This is a genomic window from Nostoc sp. CMAA1605, from assembly GCF_021596505.1.
GTDB lineage: Bacteria > Cyanobacteriota > Cyanobacteriia > Cyanobacteriales > Nostocaceae > Trichormus.
The window spans coordinates 1-15,400 of record NZ_PJIZ01000062.1 but is presented as its reverse complement, the minus strand read 5'-3'; the positions used below and the strand labels follow the sequence as shown (position 1 = coordinate 15,400).

17 protein-coding genes are annotated in these 15,400 nt (G+C 40.0%); 14 read left to right on the top strand and 3 right to left on the bottom strand.

What is annotated here, in order from left to right:
* Nucleotides 1–64 precede the first annotated feature (64 nt).
* The 5 genes from CV014_RS19560 (at nucleotide 65) to CV014_RS19545 (ending at nucleotide 5,426) form a co-directional block, all read left to right on the top strand.
* The gene (locus CV014_RS19560; RefSeq protein ID WP_236143557.1) at nucleotides 65–2,599 is read left to right on the top strand and encodes a two-partner secretion domain-containing protein; all 2,535 of its coding nucleotides are present in this window, start codon (nucleotides 65–67) and stop codon (nucleotides 2,597–2,599) included.
* A gap of 31 nt (nucleotides 2,600–2,630) precedes the next feature.
* Nucleotides 2,631–2,753 (top strand): hypothetical protein, encoded by a 123-nt coding sequence (locus CV014_RS30160; RefSeq protein WP_268964810.1) that lies wholly within the window; start codon nucleotides 2,631–2,633, stop codon nucleotides 2,751–2,753.
* Nucleotides 2,754–2,917: 164 nt separating this feature from the next.
* Nucleotides 2,918–3,736, top strand: a complete 819-nt coding sequence (locus CV014_RS19555; protein ID WP_236143556.1) for a DUF2382 domain-containing protein — start codon at nucleotides 2,918–2,920, stop codon at nucleotides 3,734–3,736.
* 202 nt (nucleotides 3,737–3,938) lie between these two features.
* Nucleotides 3,939–4,847, top strand: a complete 909-nt coding sequence (locus CV014_RS19550) for a DUF2382 domain-containing protein (protein ID WP_236143550.1) — start codon at nucleotides 3,939–3,941, stop codon at nucleotides 4,845–4,847.
* A 90-nt stretch (nucleotides 4,848–4,937) separates the two neighbouring features.
* On the top strand, nucleotides 4,938–5,426 hold the full coding sequence (locus tag CV014_RS19545) for a DUF2382 domain-containing protein (protein WP_236143549.1): 489 nt from the start codon (nucleotides 4,938–4,940) through the stop codon (nucleotides 5,424–5,426).
* 159 nt (nucleotides 5,427–5,585) lie between these two features.
* Here CV014_RS19545 and CV014_RS19540 read toward each other — a convergent pair whose 3' ends face one another.
* The gene (locus CV014_RS19540; RefSeq protein WP_236143548.1) at nucleotides 5,586–6,770 is read right to left on the bottom strand and encodes an MFS transporter; all 1,185 of its coding nucleotides are present in this window, start codon (nucleotides 6,768–6,770) and stop codon (nucleotides 5,586–5,588) included.
* A 109-nt stretch (nucleotides 6,771–6,879) separates the two neighbouring features.
* Between CV014_RS19540 and CV014_RS19535 the strand changes: the two genes are divergently transcribed.
* The 4 genes from CV014_RS19535 (at nucleotide 6,880) to CV014_RS19520 (ending at nucleotide 9,388) form a co-directional block, all read left to right on the top strand.
* Nucleotides 6,880–7,794, top strand: coding sequence for an ion channel (locus CV014_RS19535; RefSeq protein WP_236143547.1), 915 nt, complete (start codon nucleotides 6,880–6,882; stop codon nucleotides 7,792–7,794).
* A gap of 217 nt (nucleotides 7,795–8,011) precedes the next feature.
* Nucleotides 8,012–8,488: a hypothetical protein gene (locus tag CV014_RS19530; protein WP_236143546.1), complete on the top strand. Its 477-nt coding sequence runs from the start codon at nucleotides 8,012–8,014 to the stop codon at nucleotides 8,486–8,488.
* A gap of 108 nt (nucleotides 8,489–8,596) precedes the next feature.
* Nucleotides 8,597–8,875: a DUF6737 family protein gene (locus CV014_RS19525; protein WP_236143545.1), complete on the top strand. Its 279-nt coding sequence runs from the start codon at nucleotides 8,597–8,599 to the stop codon at nucleotides 8,873–8,875.
* 48 nt (nucleotides 8,876–8,923) lie between these two features.
* Nucleotides 8,924–9,388: a cytochrome b gene (locus tag CV014_RS19520; protein WP_236143544.1), complete on the top strand. Its 465-nt coding sequence runs from the start codon at nucleotides 8,924–8,926 to the stop codon at nucleotides 9,386–9,388.
* A 168-nt stretch (nucleotides 9,389–9,556) separates the two neighbouring features.
* Here the strand turns inward: CV014_RS19520 and CV014_RS19515 are convergent, their stop codons facing one another.
* A complete protein-coding gene (locus CV014_RS19515; RefSeq protein ID WP_236143543.1) occupies nucleotides 9,557–10,135 on the bottom strand; it encodes a thioredoxin family protein in 579 nt (192 codons plus the stop codon).
* A 208-nt stretch (nucleotides 10,136–10,343) separates the two neighbouring features.
* Between CV014_RS19515 and CV014_RS19510 the strand changes: the two genes are divergently transcribed.
* The 4 genes from CV014_RS19510 (at nucleotide 10,344) to CV014_RS19495 (ending at nucleotide 14,114) form a co-directional block, all read left to right on the top strand.
* Complete coding sequence (locus CV014_RS19510; protein ID WP_236143542.1) at nucleotides 10,344–10,571, top strand: AbrB/MazE/SpoVT family DNA-binding domain-containing protein; 228 nt, start codon at nucleotides 10,344–10,346, stop codon at nucleotides 10,569–10,571.
* Nucleotides 10,568–10,954, top strand: coding sequence for a type II toxin-antitoxin system death-on-curing family toxin (locus tag CV014_RS19505; RefSeq protein WP_236143541.1), 387 nt, complete (start codon nucleotides 10,568–10,570; stop codon nucleotides 10,952–10,954). The genes CV014_RS19510 and CV014_RS19505 overlap by 4 nt, the downstream gene beginning before the upstream one ends.
* A gap of 68 nt (nucleotides 10,955–11,022) precedes the next feature.
* Nucleotides 11,023–12,942 carry a heavy metal translocating P-type ATPase gene (locus tag CV014_RS19500; protein WP_236143555.1) on the top strand — a complete coding sequence of 640 codons (1,920 nt, stop codon included), beginning with the start codon at nucleotides 11,023–11,025 and terminating at the stop codon, nucleotides 12,940–12,942.
* Nucleotides 12,939–14,114, top strand: coding sequence for an NAD(P)/FAD-dependent oxidoreductase (locus CV014_RS19495; RefSeq protein ID WP_236143540.1), 1,176 nt, complete (start codon nucleotides 12,939–12,941; stop codon nucleotides 14,112–14,114). Before CV014_RS19500 ends, CV014_RS19495 begins: the two co-directional genes overlap by 4 nt.
* Nucleotides 14,115–14,200: 86 nt before the next feature.
* Here the strand turns inward: CV014_RS19495 and CV014_RS19490 are convergent, their stop codons facing one another.
* On the bottom strand, nucleotides 14,201–14,950 hold the full coding sequence (locus CV014_RS19490; protein WP_236143539.1) for a hypothetical protein: 750 nt from the start codon (nucleotides 14,948–14,950) through the stop codon (nucleotides 14,201–14,203).
* A 101-nt stretch (nucleotides 14,951–15,051) separates the two neighbouring features.
* On the opposite strand from CV014_RS19490, the gene CV014_RS19485 reads away from it, so the two are divergent.
* Nucleotides 15,052–15,400 (top strand): hypothetical protein (locus CV014_RS19485; protein WP_236143538.1); only part of this gene is annotated, 349 nt, incomplete at its 3' end.

The following is a 15,400-nucleotide window of genomic DNA, read 5'->3' as shown; positions in this document are numbered from 1 at the left end:
GTTAATCATTCATGCCCTAAAAGGGAAAACTAACTTGATAACAAGATCAAGGAAATTTTTGGTGATGAGAGTCGTACCCTTTGTATTTCTCTTAGTTAGTGGGTTATTTACTCTTGGCATGATCCCAGAGGCTTCAGCTGAAGTGACACCAGATCATAGTGGCACTAATACCAATGTCAAACCTGATGGCAGTAATTTTCAAATTACTCATGGTACAGAAAAAGGTCAGAATTTATTTCACAGCTTCCGTGACTTTTCTTTACCTCAAGGTACTTCAGCAACCTTTGATTTAACTCATACACCAAATATTACAACCATATTTAGCAGGGTGACTGGTGGGAGTATTTCCCAAATTGATGGATTAATTCAAACTTATCAGGGAAATTATCCAGTCAGTTTATTTTTAATCAATCCGGCAGGGATTGTATTTGGCAAAGATGCCTCATTAAATATTGGTGGTTCCTTTGTGGGAACAACAGCCAATAGTATTAAGTTTGCTGATGGGACAGAATTTAGTGCTGTTAACCCGACGGCAAACACATTATTAACCGTGAGTGTACCCATCGGTTTACAGATGGGGGGAAGTTCAGGAGATATTCGGGTTGAAGGTTCAGGTAATAGCAATAATGTCAAACGTATCGGAATTTCCTTACTTGACATCACCACACCAACTACAGGGTTACAGGTAAAATCTGGCAATACCCTGTCCTTAGTCGGGAGTAACATCACTCTAGACGGTGGTTTACTGATTGCCAACTCTGGCAAAGTTGAACTAGGGGCGTTAAGGAATGGACAATGGTTGCTAGGACAAAACAATCAACTTGCAACTGTGAGTACAACTCCCACGACGGAATTTGGGGATATTCAACTCCGCGCTAGCTCACTGGTAAATGTGAGTGGTATCAATGCAGGTTCTGTGCAGTTAAATGGCGGAAATATTACCTTGCAAGATGGTTCATTAATTGCTGGACAGAATCTTGGTCAGCAACCTGGGGGAAACATTCAAATCATCAGTAGTGAATCTCTCTCAATTATTGGTGCTACATCTATTCTCCCCAGCCAAATTGCAACTCAAGCCTTGGGATTAGGAAAAGGTGGTGACATCAATATTTCTGCACCGCAAATCATGCTGCAAAATGGTGGGATAGTCACTGCCAACACTTTCAGCGCGGCCTCTAGTGGTACAGTCACCATTAATGCCCCACTTGCGGTTCAACTCACAGGGACTTCAGCATTCGACCCCTCTGCTTTGAGTGCATTTGCCACTTCCACCTTTAATCAGGGTAACGCTGGCTCAGTTAATCTCTCAACCGGCACACTGACTGTTCGAGGTGGCGCACAAATTACCTCCACAACTTTAGAATCTGGTGATGCAGGTCAAGTGAGTGTGACTGCAACTAAGATGATTGACTTAGCTGGAACATCTCGTGTATCTAATAGTGCGATCGTTTCTACTTCCTTTGGTGCAGGGGATGGCGGTACTACCACTGTCAATACACCTAAACTCATACTTGACAATGGTGGTGCTATTATTACTACGGCTTTTTCGAGTGGTGATGCGGGTAAAATCATCATTAATGCTGAAGATTCCATTGAGATGAGGAATTCTCAACAGTTAGACTTGAATCTTGCCAATAGCAACTTTGTTAATACTCAGATTACTTCTAGTGTGACTGCTGCACCAGCTATCCTCCGACTGATTTTAGGACTTCCTGAAAAAGCAACGGGTAATGCGGGGTCTGTGTTGATTAACACCTCAAAATTAAGTATGGACAAGAATGCTGTCATTTCCGTGGAAAACCGCCAAACCGGCCAAGGGGGACAACTAGAAATCACTGCGGATCTGGTAAATTTGTCCAATAACTCCAGAATTAGTGCTTTAACAACATCAGGGAATGGCGGTAATATCAACTTTGATGTTCAGACCGGTCTATTATTACGTCAGAGTAGTCAAATTTCAACCACAGCCGGAGGCTTGGGAAACGGTGGTAATATCATCATCAGTTCTCCAATTATTTTAGGCTTAGAAAATAGCGATATCATCGCTAATGCAGTGGGGGGTCGTGGAGGCAACATTAATATCACCACTCAAGGCATTATCGGTCTAGTATTTCGCAATACCCTGACCCCAAGAGAAGACCTCACCAATGACATCACAGCCAGTTCTGCATTTAGTGTCAATGGCACAGTCAAAATTAATAACATCGGTGTAGATCCCAATTCGGGTTTAGTAGAGTTACCAGAAAATGTGACAGATACATCACAGCAAATAGCTACGGGTTGTGCAAATACGAATGCTAGCAGTTTTGTGGCCACAGGTAGGGGTGGTGTACCGCAAAATCCTAATCAAGAAGTGAGGAGCGATCGCACTTGGTCAGATATCCGCAATCTGACAGCATTCCAAAACCAACAGCAAGTACAATCCCAAATACCTACACCTCCAGACGTACCTGTGCAAGCTACTTCTTGGTATCGCAATCGTCACGGCAAAATTGAGTTAGTTGCAGATAACTCCCATGTTCAAACCCAACCATCATTAACTTGTGCAGCCTTGACTCCCCATCATGACAAATTCAGTCGTAAGTCAGAGGGAATCTAGACAAAAGATTTTTACGCTGATCTATATAGGAATGCGACTTGATTTTTGCAACAATCAGTCGGGGATTGGGGACACTTCGACAAGCTCAGTGCATCGCTGGGGACTGGGGATTTGGATTGTTACTCAGCACTCACAACTCATACCAATTCACTAAAATTCTGATACAGATCCAAACCCAGAAAACCTTGTCAAGTCAGGATTTATCAATTGCGAATTGCGTTAGCGAAGCGGGACGAAGTCCATTGCGAATTGTGAATTGTGAATTGGTATCAGCACTTTCAACCTAATTTACACATACAACTAGGAGTGCGATCGCTTATGCCTCTCTATAAACTGGAAGACTTTGACCCCAACTATCGAGAAACCTTTGGTGGTGATGATGTTAAATCATTGGAACTATATACAGAAGGTGGGGTGCTAGTTGGCTCAATTGCTGATGCTTTGGTTGACCAAGACGGACGTTTTCGTTATCTGGTTATCTCTACTAACTTAGATACAATTCAGAAAAAAATATTATTGCCTATTGGACTTTCTCACATTAATTATCCGGCAAAACGCGTTTATGTGGATGGACTCAGTAAAGAACAAGTAGAACATCTGCCAGAATATCATGAGAATTTAGTCGTAGATGAAGATTATGAAGAGAAAGTCCGCCATGTTTTTCGACCCCCAACTAGTGATACAATCCCAGGTAATGAAAGTTACAGCTATCAAAAAGAAGCAGATTTATACAATTTAAATGGTCAATATCATCAAACATTTAGACTCTACGAAGAACGCTTGATTGCGAATAAACAACGCGTGAAAACTGGAGAAGTAGCTGTTGGTAAGCACATTGAAACAGAAACTACAAGAGTTAGAGTACCTGTTCAAAAAGAACGTGTTGTGATTGAAAGAGTAACTCCAACAGTTGCAGACACCATAGTAGACCCGAAAGAGGTTAAATTCCAATCTGGAGAAGTGGCACGCATAGAAGTGTATGAAGAAACCCCGGAAATCCGCAAGCAAGCTTTTGTGAGAGAGGAAGTCAGAGTCAAAAAAGTCATCGAGCAAGAAACAGTAGAAGCTCAAGATACCATTCGGCGGGAAGAATTAGATATTGACACCACAGGTGAAACTACCTTGCGATCGTCATAAATTCCGTATACATAATTTCTTGTCTGTAGTCAGAGCTTTAGACATCAGTCTCAATCTAAAGTTCTGGCTATAAATCACATAAATATAACCTTTGATGTTTTTAGAAGCCAATAATTATTTCAAACGAAAGATACAATAAATACCCTAAATTTGTAACTTAGTAATTAAGAAATACTTTATTAAGCATCTGAGGTAAACACACATGGTACTGTATAAATTAGAAGATTTTGATCCCGATTACCGCGACACAATACAAGGTGATGATATTAAGGGTTTGGGTGTATACACAGAAAGTAATAACGAAAAAATCGGTACTGTTAATGATGTTTTGGTAGATGATGATGGACATTTTCGTTATTTAATTGTTGATTTAGGTTTTTGGATTTTTGGGAAAAAGGTATTGTTACCAGTGGGACGCACTCGCATTGACCACGGTACAGACCGCGTTTACGCCGTCGGTATGACCAGAGAGCAGGCTGAAAACTTACCAGAGTTCAACGAACGTTTAAATCTAGATCAAGATTATGAAGAACGGGTGCGCGGTGTGTATCGTCAACCAACATATGGTACCCAACCTCTAGACACGTCAACACCTCTAGATACATCAACCCCCGTAGAAACATCACGCACTACTGACACCAGAACCACAACATCTACACCAGCTTTTAACCGCGATACCTATAAATACGAACAAGAACCTAGTTTGTATCAACTAGATGAACCGCATCATCAAACTTTGAGATTATACGAAGAACGGTTGATTGCCAATAAACGTCGGCAAAAAACTGGAGAAGTTGCTGTTGGTAAGCGCGTTGAAACGGAAACTGCAAGAGTTGCTGTTCCAGTGGAAAGAGAACGGGTAGTAATTGAACGTGTGACACCAGAGGATGCGGGTAAAGTTGTTCCTCCTGGGGAAGCAAACTTCCGTGAAGGTGAAGTAGCTCGTGTTGAAATTCATGAAGAAACGCCTGATATTCGCAAGGAAGCTGTATTGCGAGAAGAAGTCAGAGTCAAGAAAATTGTCGAGCAAGATACAGTCCAAGCTGAAGATACCATTCGCCGTGAAGAATTAGATGTGAATGCTCCTAATCTTCCCATTGAAGAGCGTTAATCGTTCATAGTTCATATAAGTGCAGGTATAGCTGATGCTTTACCTGTACTTGTAAAGCATTACAGAAAATGAATAAAGAAATTTTGTTATATGACTGAATATTTAACATCTGAAACACCGAATCACACTCATGATGAAGAAAAACTGATTCGCTTATTGGAAGAAAGATTAACTATTAATCACAATAAGCAAAAAATTGGGGAAGTAATTGTGCGGAAAGTGATTGAAACGCAGATGATACAAGTTCCTGTCCGACGAGAAAAACTAATTGTCGAACAAATTACCCCCAATCATCAACAATTAGCCGAAATTGATTTAAAGGGTGGAGATATTAGTGGCGTTGAGTTACAAGAGCGCGACAGACCAGAATTGACATTTCAAATCAGTGGTTTAAGTGTCAATGGTTGCTTTGTTTCGCCTAAAATTGCTAGCTTATTATTAAATGCGATCGCGCTAGAACACAACCACGGTTGTCAGCAAATTTGTATATCTATTGCTGTCGAAACTGAAGCACAACAGAAAAAATACCAAGAGTGGTTTGACCGTTGTTCTCAAGAACCCCCTTCATCTGAAAAATAATCTTCACTTTCACCACCTTATACCAATTTGAAAAAAGAATGCGACAGATGTACAGCCCCAAATGCTTGCTCGGTCTTGATTCTTAATTTTGAATTTTGAATTTTGAATTGGTATTAGAACCCCGCTTTTGCCAGAAAGTGGGGTTTTTGATGTAAAAAACTAGGAATTGCTTTTAGGAATATATTTTTGACGATTAACAACAGCGAATAACAGCACTATAAAAGTGAGAACGCCAGCTAGATATAAAGGATAACTATAACTAATGGGGTTAGCTTGATTCACTATCAGACCGGCAATGACAGGGCCGATTCCATTAGACATACTTAAATAAGATGAGTTTAAACCTAAAGCCATTCCTTGTTCGTCTGGCTTGGCATTTAATGAAATTAGGGTATTGACCATCGGTTGCACCAAGGAATTAAATAGAGAAAATACTACACTCACAACGACAAAATAACTAACTATCGGCACAACAGGCATTAAAATAAACGAGGAACTTCTAACAAATATTGCTAAAAGTAATATCTTGGATTCATTTAAATATTTAGTAAGAATCTTGACTCCCCAAGTTTGCATGATTACACCCAAGACTCCAAATGTCAGAAACATGAGCGTTAAGGACTCTTTATTTTGCTCTAATACCTTTAAAAAGTAGGGTTGAAAAGCATAAGTAAAGATTGTAAAAGTTGTCCCAATTAAAAAATTGATGATTAATAAAATCCCCACTCCAGGAATCATCAAACCTTTAATTAATGTATCTAAACCTAAATCAAAGATATTCTGCACTTGATGCTCTTTATTTTTGATAGTCTCAGGTAAGAAAAATATCGTAATGATGAGAGCTATCAACGCTACAGCACCGGAAACTAAAAACGCTGCGCCTAAAGATATCTGCTGTGCGATTAAACTGGTGGCTGGCCCTAAGACAAATCCTAAACCCATTGCTGCCCCATAGATACCAAAACCTTGGGCGCGGCGTTCAGTTCCCGTAACATCAGAAATCATCGCCTGAGCTACAGCATTATTCCCGCCGGTAATACCGTCTAGAAAACGTGCCAAAAATAGGGTGATAGCGCCTGTAGCTGTACCAGCAAAGAAATTAGCAATCACAGTCCCCGCTAAACTAATAATCAGTAAAGGCTTACGTCCAAAGCGGTCTGAGAGTTTACCAATGACTGGTGTGGCTAAAAATTGTGCGATCGCATAAATCGAAAAGAGTAGACTAGTTTGGAAATCACTTAAGCCAAATTGCTTGCCATAAAGATAGATAATAGGGATTAAAATCGTAAAACTCAAGGAATTAATAAATGCCACTAAAGCAATAATCCAAAAAACTCTATTCATAAGCAAGACCATACTATCTATTTAGTACGTTTCAAGTGTACTAGAAATGGACATACTAGCTTTTAAGTTCTAGTTAAATCACCACTGGTATTTTTTGTGAATATTACCAATGAAATCTCCCATCAAAAAACCTACTAAACCCAAAAAACAACGCCCATCACCACGAATTCACATCAAATTCAACAATGGACAATTTGAAATCCTGGGTATGGGTGCTTGGTATTCCTATTGGCGCGATCCTTATCATCTCCTATTGACGATTCCTTGGAGTGGCTTCATCATCGTTTTATGTAGTGTTTATGTAGCCATTAATACTTTCTTTGCATTGCTCTACTTGGCAGGCGGAGACTGCATTGCTAACGCACAACCAGGCTCTTTTTTAGACAAATTTTTCTTCAGTGTGCAGACTCTAGCTTCCATTGGCTACGGTGCAATGTATCCTAAAACAACCTATGCCAATATTATTGTCACCATAGAAGCAATGATTGGTTTGATAGGAATTGCTGTCATGACGGGACTAGCATTTGCACGCTTTTCCCGTCCTACAGCGCGTGTAATATTTAGTAGTGTGGCAGTAATCACACCCTATGAAGGTGTCCCAACTTTCATGTTTCGTACTGCTAATCAGAGGCGTAATTTCATTTTAGAAGCACATATGCGGGTGTATTTAATGCGGGACGAAATCACAGCAGAAGGGACTGCTATTCGGCGATTTCATGATTTAAAACTAGTGAGAAATCAAACACCTAGTTTTTCATTGAGTTGGTTATTGATGCACCCTATTGATGAATTCAGCCCTTTTTATGGGATGACAGCAGAACAGCTATTGCAGACTAATACTAGTATTGTGATTTCTTTAAGTGGTATTGATGAAACAGTCTCACAAGTTGTTCATGCTAGACATATCTATGCAGCCGATAACATCATTTGGAACAGTCGCTTTGTAGATATTTTCCATCATACAAAGGATGGACATCGCTATATCGATTACAAACATTTTCATGATGTCTTGCCTTTAGATTAACAGTAGCCAGAAACAGCGTTAAGTATTGAAATATCAGGGTTTGATACTGTTCTCTAATTCAGTTCTGATTTCTCACGGGTAATTTTTGAGACTATTCTTCTATACTCTTGCTGATTTTATTGTAAGATTACTTAATGAAGACTTGTAAAGATTATTCCAAATCATCATGTCTTCATCTATGGTTATCAGTCTAGTGAGTATCCTGAAGTTCAAGTGCATGAAAAGAATCATTTTGTATCCTCTCATGACTGTTTTATTTGTAGGAATAGCAGGAAAAATGGCAATGACTCAAGTTGCCAAAAATCAGTCAGATAAACAGCTAGCAAAAACACAACTAGTAGCTGCTTTAGAACCAGTTTCAGTCATCAATATTGCTCAAAATACTAAAAATATTGATGAAAAAACAGCCTTAAACTTAGTGTGGAAACTACCATTAGTACAGCGTAAGGCAAAAGAAATTGAACAACTATCCAAAAGAACAATTAAGGTTTCTGCAATTGTAGAAAGTGTTCCTAACCCTAATAACCCATACTACACAGTGCGGGTTTTTGAAGACGACCCAAACAACTACAACTTTACAATTTACTGGTTTCGCGTCTTTCAGGAAACTGGTGTAATTGAAGCTTTAGATGTGGTTGAGAATAGATATGTCTCTTTAGATGAATGGCGAGATCAAATTAGAAGGAGGAACTAGTCAAAAAGGAAAAAGAATAATTGGTAAATAAGCTTTTTGGGTATTTTAGATAATGGTTTGATAGAAGATGTATTGTAGTATGTACAGTAGGAAACAAAGAAATATTCTATGGAGCAAGACTTAGAATCCAAAATCCAAAATCCAAAATCCGAAATTGCTGTAAGTCCCTGGAAATATAAGCCTTGGTGGTGTCAACCTTGGTCAATTTTACTCACTGGTACTACCATTATTACTGGTAGTTGGTTGTTATTTAAGATTATCTGGTTAACAGCGATTGTCTCTATACCTGTGTTAGTGTGGATGGGATTTTTTATTTTGATCTGGCCACAACTAATGATTCGTAGTGGCGTTTTGGAAGCATATCAACAAGAGAAAACACAACCGTAGATAGCTGCATAAAACTGCGACGCAAAACTATAGCAAAAGTGTGTTTTTATGACCTCAACACCTGTCATTAAGAAAGCTAGACTTAACTCTGCGTTTAAACAACTCATGTCTGTACACTGGGTTATGGCCACCTGTTATTTAGTCTTGTTCACCACAGGTTCAGGTATGGCGCGTTTATCCCGTGGTACTCCATTTAGATCAGAATTGTATGATTTTCATAAATCAATTGGAGCTTTAGTTGTAGCTTTACTGACTTGGCGGATTTTAGTTTTATTGCGGGTATGGTGGCGAAAATACACCAAGAATTTACCAAAGTTTACTGCTGATTGGACTCGGAAATTTGCACTACATACTTTTCTCTACATCTTTATGTTTGCAGTTCCGGTTAGTGGGTTCTTTTTCTCTAATTCTTTTAAAAGTAATAATGTAAAATTGTTTGGTTTGACTTTACCAGACTTGTTTCCACAGAACTCTAGTTTAGTAGACTTGGGTAGAAACATTCATTTTGGATAGCGTATACATTTTTGGCTTTTATTATTCTGCACACACTACAACAGTGGAAGGTAGTCAAAGCTAATTGGCGACGGTTACAAGGCTTTTTGCAAAAGAAGTAGAAGTGCGTGATTTTTGCTGAGGGAGAAGCGGAGTTTTAATTTCTCCCTTAGCTAATTGAATCGAATTCTAATTAACTACCTGACTACCGTGGCTACGGGGATCGTCTTGGGTAGTATTAGGCTTGGCTTGTGTTGAAAATGGAGATACCTTACCGCTAGTTTGAGCGTAGGGTAAAGCCTCACCTGTCACCAAAGCTTCTAAGTTACTAGCCATGACTGTACGGGGTTGATCTCCTATTGCCTGGGCGACACTTTCCCCAGTTTTGTTTAAAAATACAAAGTGGGGAATACCATCAACTCGATATTTCAGCATTTCTGGCAACCACTTGTTATTATCTACGTTTAGCATGACAAAATTTACTTTGTCTGCATACTGTTGCTCTAGTTCGGCAATATCAGGTGCCATTTTTTGACAGACTGTACACCAGTCAGCGTAAAATTCAATAATTGATGGCTTATCGTTGGTGGCTGCTACTTCTAGGGATGTGGATGCGGCGGCTAGGTTGGCTAAAGATGCAGAACTAGTTTCACTCCTGAGTCCCAAGAATAAAGCAACGCTGAGGGCGATCGCTACTATCACAATCAAAAAGTTTCTCAATCTCGTCGCCACAGTGGTTTCTGGCTTGACAGGTGCATTTGTACTCATAACAATTTATTAAAACTTATTAACTAATCTCTCTTTATAGTATATGGCGGTGCTTTGGGTTGAAGCCTGAATGTGTCTGAATTCAAATTGCATTGACCCATCGAAAAACTAATCATCACCATCGTCAACAAACCCACTCAATGCCCAAAAGCTGGGAATTTAGGGGTAAAATTGTAGTTACGCTCGTAATTACATTGGGGTAAGTTTAGTGATTCAGACCTTAAAGTTACGCAAAATTGGTAATTCACTAGGTGTGACATTTTCTAAGGAGTTGTTAGAAAAGCTCAACCTTTCTGAAGGAGATACCATATTTGTCACAGAAACAGAACATGGACTCCAACTTAGTCCTTATGATCCTGAGTTTGAGAAAGCGATGGCTATTTATCGAGAAGGTAGCCAGAAGTTTCGTAATGCGTTAAAAGAACTTGCCAAGTGAATGAACCAACTTGGTTGACAGCACAGATGCTGCTTGCTGTCCATGAGGATTTAATTTCTCAGTATGGCGGTTTATCTGGGGTAAGAGATCCGGCGTTATTAGAAGCGAGTTTAGCCCGTCCCCGGCATAAATTTTCCTATCAGCCGGAGGTTTCGCTCATGGAATTAGCGGCGGCTTATGGTTTTGCTTTGTCTAAAAATCATCCCTTTGTGGATGGCAATAAGCGTACAGCTTTTATGGCGATGTATGTTTTCTTGGGGTTGAATGCTTATAGTTTCGATACACCGGAGCCGGAAATAGTATTAGTGATGGAGAGTTTAGCATCTGGGGATATTGACGAAAATGCTTTGCAGGTGTGGTTAGCAAAATATGCTGATCAATAACTGTCTTCTTGACATTAACATCAATGTCAAGGTTTAGCGTGAGATTAGTTGTCACTGAATCTACTCTCATGCTTTATCCCCAACGATTTAACCAATTCACCCAAGAACACCCAGATACTTTAGCAGCAATGCTTTGTGGACTGCTGTTATTTTTAGGCTGGTTGGCTTTGTCTTTTGGCTGGTTAGGCTTTGCTTTGCTGCTGTTACCTGCGGCTTATATCATCGGTGGCTACGAAAGCGCGCGTGAGGGGCTGACGACGCTAATTAAAGAAAAAGAACTTGATGTGGATTTGTTGATGATTGTGGCGGCTTTGGGTGCGGCTACGTTGGGTTTATGGCGCAGGGAATATCACTTAATTATTGATGGTGCAATTTTAATTCTCATTTTTGCCATTAGTGGCGCGCTAGAAGGTTACGCCATGCGGCGCACGGAAAGAAGTATCCGCAGTTTGATGAGTTTGACACCAGATACAGCTACGGTGTTACAGAAGGGAGAAGAAACCACTGTTCCCATTAACCAGTTGCAAGTCGGTGATGAAATCATTGTGAAACCTGGTGAATTGATTCCCACCGATGGGATGATTGTTTCTGGTTACAGCACCATCAACCAAGCTGCAATTACTGGGGAATCTTTACCTGTAGAAAAAACGGTAGGAGAGGAAGTGTTTGCGGGAACACTTAACGGTTACGGTGCATTGCAACTGAAGTTACATAAACCCGCTTCTAGCAGTTTAATTCAGCGTGTGATTCGCTTGGTGGAACAAGCCCAAACGGAAGCACCCCCTTCTCAGGAATTTATAGAACGCTTAGAGAAAGGATATGCCAAGGTAATTGTGATAGCTGGGTTATTATTGGCGACTTTACCGCCGTTTGTGTGGGGTTGGGACTGGGAAACTACTATTTACCGCGCACTGACTTTTCTGGTGGTGGCTTCTCCTTGTGCATTAATGGCGGCGATTATGCCCACTTTATTATCAGGGATTGCCAACGGTGCAAAACAAGGGATTTTATTTAAAAATGGCGCGCAGTTGGAGAAAATGGGGAAAGTTAGAGCGATCGCCTTCGATAAAACTGGTACTCTAACTACAGGACAAGTCCAGGTATCTCAAGTTTTGACGACTGGTGAATATTCCCCAGAAAACGTCTTAACAGCCGCCGCAGCTTTGGAATCTTCCTCCGAACACCCCATTGCCCAAGCAATTGTACAAGCAGCTAATAATTACAACTGGGTGCGCGCCACTGAAGTGCAAGCCATCCCTGGACAGGGTATTTTTGGTACAGTTAGTAACCAAACTGTGATTGTGGGGAATGTGTCTTTCCTACAGCAATATGTAACTCAGTTACCAGAGGAATTACAAGCAAAAGCTACATTTTGGGAAGAACAGGGTAATACTGTAGTTTGGGTAGCACAAGCCCAGGAAGTAGGTTATGCGGTGATGGGTGCGATCGCTCTAGCTGATACCATTAGACCAGAAGCAGCTAATACAATTGCCCAATTGCGGCAAATGGGTATAGAACAAATTGTGATGATTACCGGTGATAATGAACGTACAGCCCGTAGTGTCGCTCAACAAATAGGCATTGATCAAGTATTTGCCGGACTTTTACCTGAAGATAAATTAGATGTAATTCGCAGTTTGCAGAAAAAATATCACACAGTAGCGATGGTAGGGGATGGGATTAATGATGCACCAGCTTTAGCACAAGCTTCTGTAGGGGTAGCGATGGGTGCAGTGGGTAGTGATGTCGCCTTAGAAACCGCAGATATAGTATTAATGGCAGACAGACTAGAGAAAATGACCACAGCAATTAAATTAGGCAGGCGATCGCAAAGTATAGTTAAACAAAATGTGGTCATTGCTTTAGGCTTTATCGGCTTACTTTTGGCGGGTAACTTCCTCGGAAACGTTAACCTCCCCATCGGTGTAATTGGTCATGAAGGTTCTACAGTGTTAGTAACGCTGAGTGGATTACGACTACTGAAATGAAAACCTATGATTGGATTGTAGTTGGTGGGGGAATTACAGGCGCGACACTCGCCTACGAATTAGTCAAAGTCGGCTTGAGTGTACTGCTATTAGAAAAAGACACAATACCAGACAATGCTACTCGCTACAGTTATGGAGGATTGGCTTATTGGTCTGGTAGTACACCACTTACTCGTCAATTATGCCAAGAAGCGATCGCACGTTATCAAGTTTTGTCGTCTGAGTTAGACGCTGATATTGAGTTGCGAGAGTTAGATTTATTACTCACCATCACAGCCGATAGTGACCCCCAAGCCACGGCTGCATTGTATACTCATTGTGCCACACCACCGCGTTTAATTAGTGTCTCAGAGGCTTGTGAGTTAGAACCATTACTCAATCAAGATGCAATTTCCGGTGCTTTAACAGTTAAACACGGACATATCCATCCCGAAAAAACCGCACAAGCTTATATTCAGGCATTTTTACGGCGTGGTGGAGAAATGCAAATCGCTGAAGTTGTGCAAATTTTCTCAGGTGGTGTCAAAACAACTACTACAAGTTACTACGGTGCAAATGTCGTGGTGTGCGCGGGAGGAATTAGCCGTCAGTTATTAAAAAATGCCGGCATATCGATAAAAATCTATTTTACCCATGCCGAAATTATCGCAACCCCACCCGTAGATTTGCAGTTAAATACTTTAGTAATGCCCGCAAGTCTCCAAAGATTTAAATTAGAATCTACCTCTACAAAAGATGATCAATTATGGGATGAATTAGGGAATCAACTATTACCACCGATATTAGACGCAGGCGCAGTACAATTTCTCGATGGGAGTTTTCGCTTAGGTCAAATTAGCCGCGCCCTGACAAATCCTCATGCTGATATAGACACACAAGATAGCGAAAATTGGTTAAGAGAAAGTATTACTAAAATTTTACCACAATTGGGTAATTTACCAGGAACTTGGCATCATTGTTTAGTAGCTTTTAGCAGTAATAGTTTACCTTTAATTGGGGCAATTCCAGGGAATGAAAACATTCATATTTTTTCAGGTTTTAGTAATCCTTTAGTTCTCGTTCCGCCCTTAGCACAGCGATTTGCTAAATTTATTCATGGGCAAACAGATGAGGTAATTTTGCAATTAAGTAGAATTTTAAGTAATGTAAAAAAACTAGGATTGCGTTCGTAGTAAGGACTTTAGTCCTTGTCTCATTAGCTCCAAGCATAGGCTATTTTTTAGATATAAAAGGTTTCCTAATTCACATCAGGCATATATTATGAATTACGAATTACATCTGGGATGTTGAAGTCCATACTATCCTGAGCGATTAAAGTAGAAGCTTCTTGTAAAAGCTCTTTTTGTTCTTGTTGAATAGCTTCTAATCTCAGGACAATTTCCGCTAACCTTTGCTGTTTTATTTCATAAATAATGGGAGAGTCTTGACTAGTTAGGACTATATTATCTGTGATATTTTGATGATGGCTGGCTTTATTAAAAGCTAAATTAAAAATTTTCACTAAAGAGAAAAAGCCAAATTTTAGTGCAGTTTCAATTAATTTTAATGGTACTTGCAAAAGTGACCAACTCGCCTTTTCAATCAGGCGCATCATGGCTTTAACCATGCTCCAAATCAGAGTTAAAATTAATAATAATCCTATTAAACTAAGAATAGGGTGATTTGTAGCCCAATCTAGTATTTGCACTAACCGCCACAATGTCGGGTGTTGTAGCAACCAATCATTAAAAGCAGAGGTAATACCTTCTGTGGGATTTAACAAAGCTGTTTGCATATTTTTTGCTGTCATCGCCTGAAAGTCTTCAGCAGTTTGCCAACTCTGATGAATTTTTTGTGTCACTGCATCAATAGTATAATTAGTTTTACTTTGAGCAGTTTCTTGGAGAGATTTTCCCCACATCTGTACTGAACTATGCCAAGATGTGATGTTTTGATTCACAGTATCTTTTGCTGTTTGCCACTGTTGCCAAACACTATCCGATAATTTGGTATATATTGTCAGTTCCATAAGCAATTGAAGTTTCAAACTGCAAAATTACCCAAGATTTGCTGAGGTTGAATTATACTTGTTTAGGCTACGATGTGGCATAAGTATTTATTCGCTGACTTATGTTTAAAAAATTGCCAGTTGTATTAGTAGCAGCTACCCTGTTAGTAACATCATTGGGTGATTCTCATACCAGTTTAGCTGGAACTTGTGCATCTAATTGCGGCCCGCGTCCCCTTCAGTTTACACCTGGTCAGCGTATCCGCTTAGAAGTAGTTAATAACACTTCTAATATTGTAGAATTGGAAAGAATTCAAGGTTATAGACCTATTCCTCTACGACCAGGACAGAAATTACAGTTTTCACAGGAAGACAATACAGGGCAAAATCTTTCCCTGGTATTCTGGAATGAGAGGGGTTCAGCTTTGCAGGCTGTTGTCTCTAAACCGAATTTAGCGACATTACGCGTAG